This is a genomic window from Ekhidna algicida (assembly GCF_051379705.1).
Lineage (GTDB): Bacteria > Bacteroidota > Bacteroidia > Cytophagales > Cyclobacteriaceae > Ekhidna.
The window spans coordinates 2859917-2874921 of sequence record NZ_CP179868.1 but is presented as its reverse complement, the minus strand read 5'-3'; the positions used below and the strand labels follow the sequence as shown (position 1 = coordinate 2874921).

Below are 15005 nucleotides of genomic sequence, written 5' to 3'. Positions count from 1 at the left end.
GGACTATTATTCAAAAAAAGAAACCCTATCCGCCGGCTGGCAGACAGGGCCCTCAACTAACCAAAAAAGACAAGAACAAATTCATGTTCTTAGCTATTTGAATTAAATAAATCAAAATCCCTGCCAGTTCGTTAGATGTGTTTGTTAAAAGACATTAAAAATTACATTTACGCTTATGAATGTTGTATTGTACTTTCTAAGTCTGCTTTGGCTGATCTCCCCAGCTCCTGCTGATGAACAGACGGCTCTTACTGAAAATGAAATAAAAATGATTTTGGAACGGCACAACTATTGGCGAGCAGATGTGGGAGTAACTGAAAAACTGGTTTGGTCAGAAGAAATGGCTGAATTAGCAGCCGATTGGGCCAAGAAGCTCAAACGAAAAAATTGCGGATGGGAACACAGGCCGGATAACAAATTTGGAGAAAATCTTTTCAAGGGAACAGCTGGAGCATTTGACGCTGGTTATGTGGTTGACGCATGGGCTGGTGAAAAAGCTGATTATAACTACAATAAAAATAAATGTAAACCTGGTAAAATGTGCGGACATTATACCCAGATTGTCTGGCAAACCACAAGAAAGGTTGGCTGTGCAAAGATAGAATGTGATGGTATGGATATTTGGGTCTGTAATTATGATCCACCAGGAAATTGGGTGGGAGAAAAACCCTATTAATGCAACCTTAGTACTAATAATCTGTCTCTAATAAAAAAACGTTAAGATGAAGACTTTAATAACCTTACTACTTTCTATTTCCATCTCACTTCCTGTACTCGGCCAGAAAAGAACGGTTGATGTTGGCAATTTCTCAGAGCTTTCCCTAGGCATTGCAGGTACTGTTTACTTAAAGCAGGGCTCAAGTAATAAAGTGGAAATCGAATGTGAAGATGATATCTATGATGAAATTGAATTTGAAATGCGAGGCGACCGACTTGTAATCAAAAAAGAAGGCAATTGGAGTTGGGGCAATGGATGGAGGAAATCAGAAGTAGACATTTATGTCACCATGAAAGAAATCGAAGGACTCTCTGTCAGCGGAAGTGGATTGATTGAAGGTCATGGAATGCTCGAAACTGAAGACATAGAGCTTTCTGTGAGCGGATCAGGTGATATGGATCTGGAGCTGAACAGCGATGAAATGGAAATGCGCATATCCGGTTCAGGTAGCATCCGTCTTAGCGGCAATGCCGAAGAAGCACAAGCCAGAATCAGTGGTTCCGGGAAGGTGAAGGCTGAAGACTTGACAGTCAAAATATTTTCAGCCCGTATCAGTGGTTCAGGTAGTTGCTACATTAATGCAACAGAAGAAATTGATGCGAGCATTTCTGGAAGTGGTAGTGTCTATTACTCCGGCGATCCTGATCGTGTGATCAGCAATTCGTCCGGAAGTGGCAAAGTCCGAAAGATGTGATTCTTAGATAAAAGACTTTAGATAATAGATATTAGACTTTAAGCCCAAGAAATTGGGCTTTCTTATTTCCTATCAAGGAGGTTTAAATAAAAAAAGCCGGACAAACCCGGCTTAATATTTTTTGTCAATTTACAACTCTCAATTCTTATAAATCTTTCCCTCTTTCATCACAAACTTCACATCCTTCATTACCTCAATATCCTCTAGCGGATTACCGGAAACAGCTACAATATCAGCCAGATAGCCTGACTTCAGAGATCCCAATTGATCTCCCATTCCCAATAAGGCTGCGTTGTTGGAAGTTGCACAAATAATGGCTTCTATCGCAGGCATTCCTGCTTCTACCATGTAGGTAAACTCTCGTGCGTTCTCGCCATGCTTGAATACGCCTGCATCGGTTCCAAACGCAATTGGAACACCTTTTTTGTAAGCCTTAGCAAAGGTGCCTTGAATCAATGGACCAATTACTCGCGCTTTCTTGGCGACTACCTTTGGATAATATCCAGGTTTCTTTGCGTTCTCAGCGACTTCCATTCCTGCGGTAATAGTTGGCACGAGATAGGCATCTTTTTCAATCATCAGCTCCATGGTAGCATCACTCATATATGTGCCATGCTCGATGGTTTTCACACCGTTTGCCACCGCTCTCCTCATTCCCTCATCGCCATGAGCGTGTGCAGCTACATGAAAACCAAGATCAGCTGCTGTTTCTACTATTGCCTTTATTTCAACTTCCTGGAAATGTGCTCCTTGTCCATCTTTTGCTACACTAAGCACTCCTCCTGTCGCGGTAATCTTGATAAGGTCAGCTCCATTTTTGTATCTCTGGCGCACCGCTTTTCTTGCATCATCCACACCGTTCACAACTCCGCTTTCCGGACCCGGATCGCCCATCAAGTCCGAGCGATAACCATTGGTAGGATCCCCATGACCTCCAGTGATAGAGATTCCTTTCTCTGAAGTGAAAATTCGAGGACCGTCTATAATTCCCTTCGCTATCGCATTTCGCAATGACACATTTACACCACTTCCTCCTACATCTCGAACAGTGGTAAATCCTGCCATCAATGTTCGTTTAGCTATGTCAACGGATAAAAATGCTTTGTCTGCTGGGTTATCGGTAAACACACGGATGTATCGATCTGGGCTGGTTTCGCCTTCGATGTGCACATGTAAGTCGATCCAACCTGGCATCACCGTGTGATTCTTGAGGTCAATAACAACGTCTCCGGTTTCTGCAGCTATATAGCCATTCTCAATAGCGGTGATCTTATTTCCTTCTACTACAAGAGATCTTTCCTTTGCGACTTTTTTAGAGACACCATCTATTACACTGCCCGCGTGAATTATAGTACGCTGAGCAAAAACAGACACCGATAATGCCAGTGAGAGTAGGATTAAGGTTAGTTTTTTCATGGTCAGTTATATTAGTTTTTTGTATTTGATCCGCTTTGGTGCTTCATCTCCAAGGCGTTTCTTTCTATTTTCTTCGTATTCTGTGAAGTTTCCTTCAAACCAGTAAGCTTGTGAACCTCCTTCGAAAGCAAGTATATGGGTAGCAATACGATCAAGAAACCACCTGTCGTGACTGATCACAACCGCACAGCCTCCAAAATTTTCCAAAGCTTCTTCTAAAGCTCTCAAAGTGTTTACATCCAAATCGTTTGTCGGCTCATCCAAAAGGATCAGGTTGGCTCCTCTCTTTAATGTCAGAGCAAGGTGAACTCTATTTCTCTCTCCTCCTGATAATGCACTGACCTTTTTGCCTTGGTCATTTCCAGAAAAATTGAATTTACTCACATAGGCTCGAGCATTCATTTCCCTTCCTCCAAGATCAATGATTTCATTACCTTCTGAGATTACCTCAAATACGGTTTTATCCGGATCCAATTGGTCATGCTCTTGATCAACGTAACTCATGACCACCGTTTCCCCGACTTCAAAGCTTCCTTTATCCGGTGTCTCATTGCCAGTAATCATTTTGAAAAGTGTTGACTTACCCGCTCCATTTGGTCCAATAACGCCAACAATACCGCCTTGAGGAAGACTAAATGATAAATCTTCATATAGTAGCTTATCGCCATAGCCTTTGGCCACTCCATTTACCTCAATGACTTTGGCTCCTAATCTTGGGCCAGGTGGAATATATAATTCCAGTTGTGTTTCCTTCTCTTTTGCATCTTCTCCCAAAAGCTTATCATAGGCGCTCAAACGAGCTTTCGCCTTCGCCTGTCTTCCTTTAGGACTCATCCGAACCCACTCAAGTTCTCGCTGCAAAGTCTTTTGCCTCTTAGATTCTTGTTTATCCTCTTTTGCAAGTCGTTTCTCCTTTTGTTCCAGCCAACTGCTATAATTCCCTTTCCAAGGAATTCCTTCGCCTCTATCCAACTCCAGGATCCATCCAGCTACATTATCAAGAAAGTATCTATCGTGAGTTACTGCAATTACAGTTCCCTCATACTGTTGCAAATGTTGTTCCAGCCAGAGTACTGATTCAGCATCAAGATGGTTAGTTGGCTCATCCAGAAGTAAGACATCTGGTTGTTCAAGAAGCAAACGACAAAGTGCAACGCGCCTCTTCTCCCCACCAGATAAGTTCTTAATAACTGCATCTTCAGGAGGAGTTCTTAGGGCGTCCATTGCCCGTTCTAACTTATGATCGATCTCCCAGGCACCGCTAGCGTCCAATCTTTCCTGAATTTCACCCTGTTTTTCAATGAGCTTATTCATTTTATCAGGATCTTCTAAAATTTCAGGTTCGGTGAATTTCGCGTTCACTTCTTCATATTCTTTCAGAAGATCGTTGATTTCTTTCACCCCTTCTCTTACAACTTCTATTACTGTTTTCTCAGGATCAAGCTCAGGTTCTTGTTCCAGCATTCCAACAGAAAATCCGGGAGAAAATACGACCTCACCCTGATAATCTGTATCTTTTCCTGCAATAATGCGAAGCAATGAGGACTTACCGGCTCCATTAAGCCCGAGTACGCCTATTTTCGCACCATAAAAAAATGATAGATAAATATTCTTAAGTACTTGTTTTTGCGGCGGGTGAATCTTGTTTACCCCCGACATGGAGAAGATGATCTTTTCGTCTGACATGCTTAAGTTTGATTAGAAATCGAAGATACTACGCATTTAAGAATTAACTCACCTTGGACAGTATACAGGTACCATTTGGATATATAAAAGACGGAAAGGTTTTTCAAAAGAGTTGGGACGAAAACCCAGACAGAGAAATCGGAGAAGTTCGCGATAATAACCCGGAAAAGTCGGCTCAGTTTTTTCAAGAACGTTTCTCCGACATGGAAAAAAAGATCGCTGAAGTCACGGAAAAGATTGATTCCACAGAAAATAAAGGATCATTTTTAATGAAACTTGTTCACCTGCGTGAGCATCTACCTCAGCATGATGGCTTAGGGGATTATCAGGTTCTACAAGAAAAGATTCTTAAATATGAATCCCTTGTAAGGGATATCATCCAAAAAAACAGAGTTCGAAATACAGAAATCAAGAATTCACTTTTAGCTGAGGCGAAGGAAGCCGTTGAAGTCATTAACTGGAAAGAAGCTACGGAATTAATAAATGATATTAAGAGCAGGTGGATCAAAACAGGAAGTGCCGAAGAGGATAAGAATAAAGCCCTTGAAGAATCTTTTTGGGGAGTAATCGAAGACTTTTTCGATCGAAAAAAACAATTTTTTGAAGATAAAATAAAGCTAACTGATCATCGTAAAAGGCAATATCAAGCGCTCATCGACGAGGCAAAAAAGCTTGCTGATATACATGGTAAAGAACGATTCACTAAAGTCAAAGGGCTTAAGGAAAACTGGAAGGAGATTGGCGGCATTCCCGCTGAGTTTTACCAACCTTTAAACGATGAGTTTAATCAACTTTTGAAAGGCAAGAGGTATGAGCCTCCAAAAGATTATACCGAATTACTTTCTAAACTTGAAGCGATTAAAGCTAGGAAAGTGGCGTATGATGGAGATGAGCTTGGTAAAACCAAAAAAGAGCTTTTCCGTGACCGAGCAAAGAATCCAGACAAATTCAAGTGTCTCGAACTGATTCAGCTTTTGAATGAGCGTGAGTTTATAATTAAGCTAGCGAATAAACGATTTCCTGATTTCGAAAAGTTGGAAGTCGAAAAGAAAAAAAATATCAAAAGCGACATAATCAAAAACCTAATTTCACGTGACGAAGAGGATCTGAAGACCTATGAGGATAATTCTTCTAACTTTTCATCGCCGGATGGAAAAATGAACAAGCTGGTTGAGAGTAAGATTAAAAGCCAAAAGAGGAAGATTGACGTGAAGTCAAAATTGCTTGAATGGGTAGATTCCGGAGAGTTTTAAAAAAATTAGAAACTTTTTCTTGCGTTTTACTGTAAGAAAATTACCTTTCGCTGAAGGATAAAATAGATTTAGTGCACATAAATTATAATAATATATATTTGCGCGCATTATTAAAACAGGACTTATAAACTGAGGCTAGAATATGTATTGGACACTTGAACTTGCATCTTATTTGGAAGATGCACCTTGGCCCGCCACAAAAGATGAATTGATCGATTATTCTATCCGATCAGGAGCTCCCTTGGAAGTTGTAGAAAACTTGCAGGAACTGGAGGATGACGGACAGCCATTTGAAAATATTGAAGAAATTTGGCCAGACTATCCTACTAAAGAAGACTTCTTCTTTAATGAGGATGAGTATTAGATTATCTTAATTCTGGAAAAAATCAAAGCTTCGATCACCAGTCGAGGCTTTTTTTATATTACTCCTTGCCGAATACACATTGCGATGAGCTGGGTAGTATTCTTGCTTCCTGTTTTCGTCATCACATTCTTACGATGTGTTTTCACCGTGTGCGTGCTGATATTAAGCTTATCAGATATCTCATCATTGGTGAATCCGAAAGAAATCAGACGAAGTATATCGCGTTCACGGTGGGTGATGTCTCCAACCAAAAGCTTTTGTCCACCATACATTTGATAAAATAGTGTTTCGTACTCATCATTGGAGTTTAGAATTTTTGCGGTTGCCTGAATTGGCAATATTTCATGAGCTTCTAGCACAGAGTAATGTGCCAATCCTACGATTGGCTTTCCCTCATCATCAAAAAACATGGGTGTTGTGTGTTGAATGATATTCTTGTAAATCCCATTCCCATCCTTTGCACGATAATTCCAGGTATATGTCATCCTTCTACGATCCTCCAGTGCAATATTTTGCATGGTGAAAATCATGAGATCCTTTAAAGACTGCAACCATGTACTCATTTCTTCTGGATGCATTTGATTCCACCAAAACTTCATTCCACCTTCGAGCATTTGATCAGCAGTAAGCATCATTGTAGGCTCAAAATTTTTGCTTATGTATTCAAATGCCTGCGAACTGGTGTTGGTCACACAAAAGAAAGTTTCACTATGCGGAATGAGCTCATCTAGTCTGCGCAGCTTTTCCACATGTTTTTCTAAGGTCTCCCCTTTGAACTCTTGGAAGGTTGAAAAAATATCATTGTAGCTATCTAAAACTTTTTTACTCATACAGGGAAAATTAGTACACAAATTATCAACTGATAAAAATACCCCGAAAGAGGTATTGAACATATTAACACCAAACATTAAGTTGTGTTTTGATTTAAACATTATTCAAAACCGATTACAATGAAGAGACTTTACATTCTTTTATCTTTTATTTTTCTCATATCAGCAACCACAATGGCACAGAAAATCCCATTTCAAGGGAGGTTGCTAGATAATGACCGACCATTTAATGGCACTGCTACAATCGATTTTAGCACTACCAGTCCTGCCTGGTCAGAGACAAAAACCAATGTTTCCGTAGTTGATGGCTACTACTCAGTAGTATTGGGATCAACCACCTCATTACCAGAGACATTGTTTTCGGATAGCAGGGAAGTTGTTTTAAACATCACTGTAAATGGTGAAGCGCTTAGTCCTGTCACCTTACATTCACCAATATTGGCTTTTACCGGCAGTAATCCTGTGGAATTTGATTCTCTGATAACTTATGGAATTGACGTTCTGGGAGAAAGTGACAATTTGAAAGTACAAGTCGGGGCTAGTGAGAATGGCTATGAAGCAGTGATTTTATTGAAAGATTCTCTTGATAATCAAGGAGCCTTCATTCAAACTGTTGGAAATGAGTCAACCGGATATACATCAGGATACATGCAACTGAATGGGCGGGAATCTTCAGCTGGTGCGTTAAGAAGTGCAGTTACCGTAGGGGGAAGCATAGGAGGTAGAGCTAATAGTTACGTAGATCTTTATGGTGGAAATTTTCCAAATGATGGCGCTCAGCTTTTGGCAGATCTCTACGCTTCAGATACAGATGAAACTGGAACATTAAACTCAACAGGCTACCGAAGAGGAGGTCTTGACCTATATAATTATTATGGGCTTCCAACACATAACATTTTTTCATTTGAAAGTGGGTCAAATAATATTACCAGTGCCATTAATCTAAGTGGTTCAGCAGGAGCTTTATCTCCGACATCAACAGTTTTTATTTCAAGTGGTGATATTGCAGGTTCTGGAGGGTTTATTGAGCTGAATGATTTAGATGGAACCAATACCATACGAATCGATGGATCAGATGGTGGAAACGCTATCTTAAATAATCGACTGAATCTTTCTGGTGATTTTAGTGCTACTGGAGCCGGAGGAATTGAAGTACTAGACGTAGGAGGTACACCTGTGATCACACTAGATGGCTCAACTGGAAATGTCACTGCCACAGGAACGGTCTCGTCAGATCGGCGGCTGAAAAAAAATATTATGCCTTTAGAAAACTCTCTAAGCAACACATTAAAAATGAGAGGAGTATCATACAACTTGAAGAATCCTGAAAGGTCTGAGCGAAAGCATATTGGTGTAATTGCGCAAGAAGTGGAAGAAATCTATCCTGAGTTTGTATATACAGACAATAAGGGCATGAAGTCGGTAAATTATGCACAAATGACTGCAGTGCTTATCGAAGCTATCAAAGAATTAAATGCCAAAGTAGAAAGATTAGAAAGTGAGAATAGCGACTTGAAAGCTTCGCTTGAAGAGGTGAAAACCCTTCGATCTCAAATGGATAATCTCATGAAAATGTTGGGCACCAGCAAAGCAGCAAGCAAATGAGCAAGCGAATATCAATTCGAATAATACCTCTTACATTATTGCTATTAGCAGGTTTAGTGGCCTATCCTCAATTGTCAAATCAAGGAAATGCAACGAACTATGCAGGTGGTACGATTGCAGGTGGAAGTTATACTTCTGAATTCACAACCTCTCAATTAAGCGGCATACCGAAAAGTGAAAATTTTGGATTCTACCTTAGTCTTTCTGCTTTCAATATGGAAAGCGGTACGATCACTGTGAGGGCTCGATCTGGTGGTAATGTAATATCGGAGAATACCAGCGGTGTACTCCTTAGGATTAAAAATAGTGGTCGGTATGACACATTAGATATATTAAGCAGCAACAGTGGTGAATTTTCGTTTAATCCTGTTTTTCTAGGAAATTATCTTATCAATATAGATTCGGACCAAGATAAATATGTGGCTACCTATTATGGAGACGCATTTCAATGGGAAGAGGCGGATGTTCTTGAATTAGCAGGAGATACAACCACAAGAATCATAATGACAGTTGTACCACCGGAACTAGGCCCAAATGATGGAGATGGAAATGTTTCCGGAACCATTGAAGAGGATTTTGAGGAGGATGGAGGCAGAATAGATGCACGAAGAAGAGCCTCCAAGCGGAAGTGTGGATTAAGAAGAAAACGTTCAGGCGGACGTACAGGTCAGGATGCTGATGAATTTGAACTTATCGCTTATGGAGAGACAAACAATAATGGCGAATTTGAGTATGGATTCCTGCCGGAAGGTACGTATCGGTTCTTCGTAGAATATCCCGGCATCCCACTTGACCAATCTTCTTTTGTTGAATTTGATGTTGGCGAAGCTGGAGTCTCAGATAATTCATTTGTACTGGCGGCTTTGGTTACAGAAACTGGAATTACCATAGAGCTAGTATTGGGTATCACCAGTGAGTTCTTTACCGAATTCAGCATCTACCCAAATCCTACAGTTGATATAATTCATATTGATTATGACAAAATCATTTCTGAAAAAATGACAATGGATTTGATTGACATGAATGGTAAGATTATCTTCTCTCAAGAAATAAAGAGGAGTGAAAATGGAAGACTTCAAATAGACATTGGAGAATACCTAAATGGGCAATATCTATTAAGATTCATAGATACTGAGAAAAGCAAAACGGCGCTTACCTTCAGGGTAATTAAGCGCTAGAAATTTGTTCTAAATATGATTAAGTCTATCGAAATTCGATAGACTTTTTTTTTGCGCATAAAAATATGAGCAATACCACCTATGTCATTTATTCAAGTTTTTTTATCTTGTAGTGTTTACTATTATTTTATGCCACCAGCTCCACCATTTAGTTATACCTATACTCCCAATATTCCTGAATTACTTCAAGGACTGAAGTGTTCTATTGCAATTAGTACCTATCAGACAGGCAAGGTTGTAATATTTTCAGCTAAAGATGAAAACCAGCTCGTACAGCTGCCAAGAACTTTCCAAAAGCCGATGGGAATGGCCAAGAAAAATGACAAATGGGCAATTGCTACCAACGACTCAGTCATTATCACCTCAAATGCACCTGGCTTAGCAGCTAATTACGCCCCCAATCCAAATGTCTATGACAGTCTGTACATACCAAGAGTCAGCTACTATACCGGCCCTTTGGACATGCACGACATCCAGTTTACAAACCAAGGATTGTTAGGTGTCAACACGATGTTTTCCAATCTATGTCACATAGATGAGGATTTTAGTTTCAAACCTATTTGGCAGCCATCTTTTATTACGGAGTTGAAACCAGAAGATAGATGTCATTTAAACGGATTGGCCGTTGATCCTAAGACTGGCCAGCCTAAATATATTTCTGCCTTAGGTCAGGGAAACTCGCACAGATCCTGGAAAGAGGGCATGCTCAACGGCGGAGTTTTAATAGACATTGAGACTAATGAAATTATTTTGTCTGAACTGCCTGTACCTCACACGCCTAGAATTTATGGAGGCGAGCTATTCATGCTGCTTTCTGCCACCGGCGAGCTGATCAAAGTAAATATTGAGTCAGGGACCTACGACATCATTAGTCAGTTAAACGGATTTGCCAGAGGTATGGACCGAATAGGCGATTACTTGTTTATCGCCACATCCAAGCTACGACCCAACAGTTCGCTTTTCAAAGAAGCACCGGTTGCTAAGCGATCAGTAAACTGTGGAATCACTGTGATTTACATACCCACAGGGCAGCCTTGTGGTTATATCAATTATCAGACAAGCGTAGAAGAATTATATGATTTGATCATCCTGGAAGGGAACATGAGACCAAACATTCTCAACCTAGAAAAAGGAATGCACAGAACCTCTGTTGTGACAAAAGATGAGGTATTCTGGCACAATCCTGAAAACGAAACACAACCAGAAACAGCTACTACCACGCCATGAAAAATTCATTATATCAATCGCTCCTCAGCCGATTAAAAAACAAGCATGCCAAGCTTGCATCCAGATTTCATAAAAATGTGAAAGATGGAGAATTTCAAAAACAACACTACAGAAAAAGAAAAGACTCGGTTGAAAGAATCAAAAGCATTGAAAAGCGAATCGCTGACTTGGGTCAAAAGTCCGGATTTAAGCCACGTCTCAACTATAAGCACTGGGCCGTTGCTCTTGCCATGGGTGTTGTAGTTTCTGCCAATGCGCAACAGGAGAGTAAAACCGATTTCAAATCGCGATTGAAAAATCAGGCCAAAATAAAGAATGCAGATGTACAGCCATTGGCACAAAGTATATTTTTTGATCCAAAAGTAAGCCTTGGTGCGTCCCGCTTCTCTGTAGTTCACACCGGAGACATAGATGGTGACGGTGATATAGATGCCATATATGTGGCGTATATCGATAGTCCTCTTATCCTCAGAAATGATGGCTCTTTTAATTTCACTGTTTCTGCGCTCACAACTCAGCCGTTAGAGATTGTAGACAACACCATCCTTGCGGACTTTGATGGAGATGGAGATTTGGATCTGTTTATGCAGAATGGAACCTATGGATCATTCACGACCCAAATGTGGATTAATGATGGTACAGGTTACTTTGTAGCTCAAGCCTCTTCTTTTCCAAGCGTTGACTTGGACGATGACGGATTGTTTGCTGTTGATATTGACGGAGATAGTGACTTAGACATTATAGCAGAAACAAGCCAAGATGGTCCTACTTACAATGATTACGTCACCGTCTTTGAAAATGTAAGTATGAATTTTCCGGATTCTACAGGACTTAAAGGTTCAGACCCAAGTTATGTTTCATCCAGACTACTTACCGTGATGGATGTAGATGGAGATACCGATGAAGACATAGTCTATACATCTTTCATCACATCATTTGGCCAAGGGATACAGGTATTGGGAAATGATGGCTCGGGAAATTTCACAGATTCCAACACTGCTTTTTCACCTTCCTATAGTTTCAATGATAGAGCAACTCCTCTTGATTTTGACAATGACGGGGATTTAGAATTAGCTGGATTTCTCAGCGCTCCCTACGTGGCAGTCAGGCCTTTAGAAAACGACGGTACCATATTGAATGATGCTTCTACCAATTTCAGTGAAGTATCAAATGTAATTTTATCTTCTTCTGGAGACGGGGATGATGTTTTTGCCCTCAAGATGGACACCGACAATTTTGATGATATGGTGGCACTCACTCAAGATTCGGTTTTCATACTTATCAGCAATGGTTCCGGTGGGTTCACTGAGCAAGTCAAGTTTAAAGGTCAAGCAAAGCCTGCCGACCTGGATCTGGATGGAGATGGGGATTTATTTTATTTTGATGGCAATGTTTCCATCCGTGATAATCAAGGCGGTGGAACATTTGTTCAAGGTTCAGATATTCTCACTATATCAGCGACCTATGATACTCAGTTGGTAGACCTTGATGGGGATGGAGATTTAGATCTTGCCCAAGGAGGAAGTGCTGTTTCAAGAACATGGCTCAACGATGGAAGTGGAAACTTTACAGTTCAGCAAGAATTTCCAGGCGGCGCTTATCATCTGGCTTTTGGCAATCTTGATGCAGACAGTGATTTGGATATGGTCGTTGCTTTAGAATCAGATGGGGGCTATCCCGGATTTATTATTTACACAAACGATGGATCAGGGAACCTTTCCTACAACTCCAACTTAGGTATCGGATTAGAGACCAAGCAAATAGAATTGGCGGATATGGATGAGGATGGGGATCTGGATATTGTGGTTCGATTAAATGGAGCAAGCAATGAATATGTTCGCATATATGATAATCTAGGCTCGCTTTCATTTAGCATGTCCTCTTCATATACGGTCACTAGCGAAAAAATGGACCTAGGCAATCTTGATGGTGACACAGATTTAGATGTTGTCTTGGCTAGAGAGGAAAGTGGAATTTTGTCATTAACAAACAACAACGGCATATTAGAGCTTGGCCAAACATTTACTGGAGGCTACATTTCAGATGTTGATATTGCAGACTTTGATGGTGATGGTGACATGGATGTTTTTGCCTCAAATTCCTACGAATCTATGACTACAGAAAGCTATGTTGTGATCAACGATATGGGTGTCTTCACGGGAGGTTCCAATTTAGAAACAGGTGGCACTTATGGAAGTTTTATTGGAGACTTAGATGGTGATGGGGACATTGATATAATTTCTGGCGGGTATATTTCTAATCCGAAGGTTTGGGTAAATGACGGATCCGCCAACTTTGCATTTGATCATGACATCCCAACCATTGTAACAGAATATAGCAGTATAAATATTGGGGATCTGGATGGGGATAGTGACATGGATATAGTGATTGGCGATTATTATGGAGGCACACAAATATTCTTTAATATCGGAACTGTCACCGCTCTTGAAGCAGATGCAAATGCACTCACTAGCCTTTTTGATAATATGGGCGGCTCCAATTGGACCAATTCAGCCAACTGGGGAGATGCAGACGTTAGCACATGGTTTGGAGTTACATTAAACTCAGCCCAAGATCGAGTCGAACGCATTGAGCTTCCTAATAATGGGTTGGTTGGAACTTTGCCAGCCGCAATTGACCAACTAGATGCTTTAGAGATATTAGATTTTTCAAATAATGAAATAGACGCACTCGCAACAGACTTTAGTGGCCTTACAAATGCTGTAGATATCAATCTTAATGGTAACGAGCTGGACTTTGGAGACCTGGAAGCTGTAGCAGGCGTATCTGTACTTAGCTATACCAGCCAAGCACCTGTTGATGCAATTAATGAAGCAAGTGTTGAAATTCCGGTTGGATCCACTCAGGAATTGACTTCCTCTGCTAATGGGACAGCAAATACGTATCGATGGCTGCTTAACGGTGCAAATGTAACTGGTGCGACTGGAGTCAGCTACACAGTTACAGACATTGATCGAACAAATATGGGTGAGTATAGCTTGGAGATTAGCAACACCATCGCTACGGGCACTACGCTTACTTCTGTTCCCGTAGACGTGCTTGCTACTGCATTGATTTCTGTTGACGTGACAGATGAAAGTGAAACACTCATCGCTGAGAATGTGGATGGCTATATCCTCGAAATAATCGATGGACAAGTTGGATACGACACCATTAAATCAGCAACCCGGGAAGATGTGGCCAGTAGCTTTACATTTCCTCCGATTGTACTTGGAGACTTTCTGGTAAGCATTACCTCAGAGCAGGATTTGTATGTGCCCACGTATTTTGGAGATGCATTCCTCTGGGATGAGGCGGATGTTCTGCAATTGAACAACGACACGGATATACAGATCATCATGACTGAAACTCCGCGAGAACTTACCGCAGCTGACGGTGATGGACTGGTGGACGGAACGATTGAAGAAGATTTTGAAGATGATGAAGGCAGAATCGACGCGCGAAGACGAGCATCTAAAAGAAAATGTGGGCTAAGACGGAAAAGAAGTGGAGGACGTACTGAACAAAATGCTGACGAATTCGAATTGATCGCATATGGTGAAACCAACGATAATGGTGAATTTGAATATGGCTTCCTCCCAGAAGGGACCTATCGATTCTTCGTCGAATATCCGGGCATTCCACTTGATGATTCAGCTTTCGTCCAATTTGATGTTGGTGCCGCTGGTATTGGTGACAATAGCTTTAAACTTGCGGTCTTTGCTTCTGAGGATGGAATCTTTATCGAACTTGTGCTTGGCCTGACCTCTCCACACTTTACAAGCTTCAAGATATATCCTAATCCAACAGCTGATGTGATCAACATCAATTACGATCAAGTGAAATCAGGTAAAATTTTCCTTGAAGTATTTGACATTCAAGGACAGGAGATGTTGAGAAAAACCCTTGACAGGAAGCAAGAGAATATCACTATCGATATATCTGATTTTGAAAAAGGTCAATACATCTTCAGAGTAATTGATGAAAACAGGAAGGACCTAGTAGTCTATAAAATCATCAAGAATTAAAACCTG

General features: G+C 40.7%; 11 protein-coding genes. 8 read left to right on the top strand and 3 right to left on the bottom strand.

The features are described from left to right. Positions 1-175 precede the first annotated feature (175 nt). The gene (locus tag ACL8WY_RS12650; RefSeq protein ID WP_436515124.1) at positions 176-676 is read left to right on the top strand and encodes a CAP domain-containing protein; all 501 of its coding nucleotides are present in this window, start codon (positions 176-178) and stop codon (positions 674-676) included. A 46-nt stretch (positions 677-722) separates the two neighbouring features. After that, complete coding sequence (locus ACL8WY_RS12645; RefSeq protein WP_436515123.1) at positions 723-1412, top strand: head GIN domain-containing protein; 690 nt, start codon at positions 723-725, stop codon at positions 1410-1412. A gap of 138 nt (positions 1413-1550) precedes the next feature. On the opposite strand, the gene ACL8WY_RS12640 is transcribed toward ACL8WY_RS12645, so the two are convergent. Next, positions 1551-2828 carry an amidohydrolase family protein gene (locus ACL8WY_RS12640; RefSeq protein WP_436515122.1) on the bottom strand — a complete coding sequence of 426 codons (1278 nt, stop codon included), beginning with the start codon at positions 2826-2828 and terminating at the stop codon, positions 1551-1553. A gap of 6 nt (positions 2829-2834) precedes the next feature. Next, positions 2835-4514 carry an energy-dependent translational throttle protein EttA gene (gene ettA / locus ACL8WY_RS12635; RefSeq protein ID WP_436515121.1) on the bottom strand — a complete coding sequence of 560 codons (1680 nt, stop codon included), beginning with the start codon at positions 4512-4514 and terminating at the stop codon, positions 2835-2837. 53 nt (positions 4515-4567) lie between these two features. Here ettA and ACL8WY_RS12630 point away from each other — a divergent pair, with 53 nt between their 5' ends. Together ACL8WY_RS12630 and ACL8WY_RS12625 are read left to right on the top strand one after the other, a co-directional pair. Next, positions 4568-5767, top strand: a complete 1200-nt coding sequence (locus tag ACL8WY_RS12630; protein ID WP_436515120.1) for a DUF349 domain-containing protein — start codon at positions 4568-4570, stop codon at positions 5765-5767. A 142-nt stretch (positions 5768-5909) separates the two neighbouring features. After that, on the top strand, positions 5910-6131 hold the full coding sequence (locus tag ACL8WY_RS12625) for a DUF2795 domain-containing protein (protein ID WP_089356648.1): 222 nt from the start codon (positions 5910-5912) through the stop codon (positions 6129-6131). A gap of 53 nt (positions 6132-6184) precedes the next feature. Here the strand turns inward: ACL8WY_RS12625 and ACL8WY_RS12620 are convergent, their stop codons facing one another. Continuing rightward, positions 6185-6961, bottom strand: coding sequence for a response regulator transcription factor (locus ACL8WY_RS12620; RefSeq protein WP_436515119.1), 777 nt, complete (start codon positions 6959-6961; stop codon positions 6185-6187). A 120-nt stretch (positions 6962-7081) separates the two neighbouring features. Between ACL8WY_RS12620 and ACL8WY_RS12615 the strand changes: the two genes are divergently transcribed. The 4 genes from ACL8WY_RS12615 to ACL8WY_RS12600 all read left to right on the top strand — a co-directional run bounded on the left by ACL8WY_RS12615 (position 7082) and on the right by ACL8WY_RS12600 (position 14999). Continuing rightward, entirely contained in the window at positions 7082-8566 is a 1485-nt protein-coding gene (locus ACL8WY_RS12615) for a tail fiber domain-containing protein (RefSeq protein ID WP_436515118.1), read from the top strand. After that, positions 8563-9744, top strand: coding sequence for a T9SS type A sorting domain-containing protein (locus ACL8WY_RS12610; RefSeq protein ID WP_436515117.1), 1182 nt, complete (start codon positions 8563-8565; stop codon positions 9742-9744). Before ACL8WY_RS12615 ends, ACL8WY_RS12610 begins: the two co-directional genes overlap by 4 nt. 129 nt (positions 9745-9873) lie before the next feature. After that, a complete protein-coding gene (locus ACL8WY_RS12605; protein ID WP_436515116.1) occupies positions 9874-10971 on the top strand; it encodes a TIGR03032 family protein in 1098 nt (365 codons plus the stop codon). Next, positions 10968-14999: an FG-GAP-like repeat-containing protein gene (locus ACL8WY_RS12600; RefSeq protein WP_436515115.1), complete on the top strand. Its 4032-nt coding sequence runs from the start codon at positions 10968-10970 to the stop codon at positions 14997-14999. The genes ACL8WY_RS12605 and ACL8WY_RS12600 overlap by 4 nt, the downstream gene beginning before the upstream one ends. The last annotated feature ends 6 nt before the right edge of the window (positions 15000-15005 follow it).

Bases quoted from the DNA above. Each gene is read 5' to 3' on its own strand.
- ettA (WP_436515121.1), bottom strand. From the start codon at position 4,514: ATGTCAGACGAAAAGATCATCTTCTCCATGTCGGGGGTAAACAAGATT.
- ACL8WY_RS12615 (WP_436515118.1), top strand. From the start codon at position 7,082: ATGAAGAGACTTTACATTCTTTTATCTTTTATTTTTCTCATATCAGCA.
- ACL8WY_RS12640 (WP_436515122.1), bottom strand. From the start codon at position 2,828: ATGAAAAAACTAACCTTAATCCTACTCTCACTGGCATTATCGGTGTCT.
- ACL8WY_RS12610 (WP_436515117.1), top strand. From the start codon at position 8,563: ATGAGCAAGCGAATATCAATTCGAATAATACCTCTTACATTATTGCTA.
- ACL8WY_RS12645 (WP_436515123.1), top strand. From the start codon at position 723: ATGAAGACTTTAATAACCTTACTACTTTCTATTTCCATCTCACTTCCT.
- ACL8WY_RS12625 (WP_089356648.1), top strand. From the start codon at position 5,910: ATGTATTGGACACTTGAACTTGCATCTTATTTGGAAGATGCACCTTGG.
- ACL8WY_RS12600 (WP_436515115.1), top strand. From the start codon at position 10,968: ATGAAAAATTCATTATATCAATCGCTCCTCAGCCGATTAAAAAACAAG.
- ACL8WY_RS12650 (WP_436515124.1), top strand. From the start codon at position 176: ATGAATGTTGTATTGTACTTTCTAAGTCTGCTTTGGCTGATCTCCCCA.
- ACL8WY_RS12605 (WP_436515116.1), top strand. From the start codon at position 9,874: ATGCCACCAGCTCCACCATTTAGTTATACCTATACTCCCAATATTCCT.
- ACL8WY_RS12620 (WP_436515119.1), bottom strand. From the start codon at position 6,961: ATGAGTAAAAAAGTTTTAGATAGCTACAATGATATTTTTTCAACCTTC.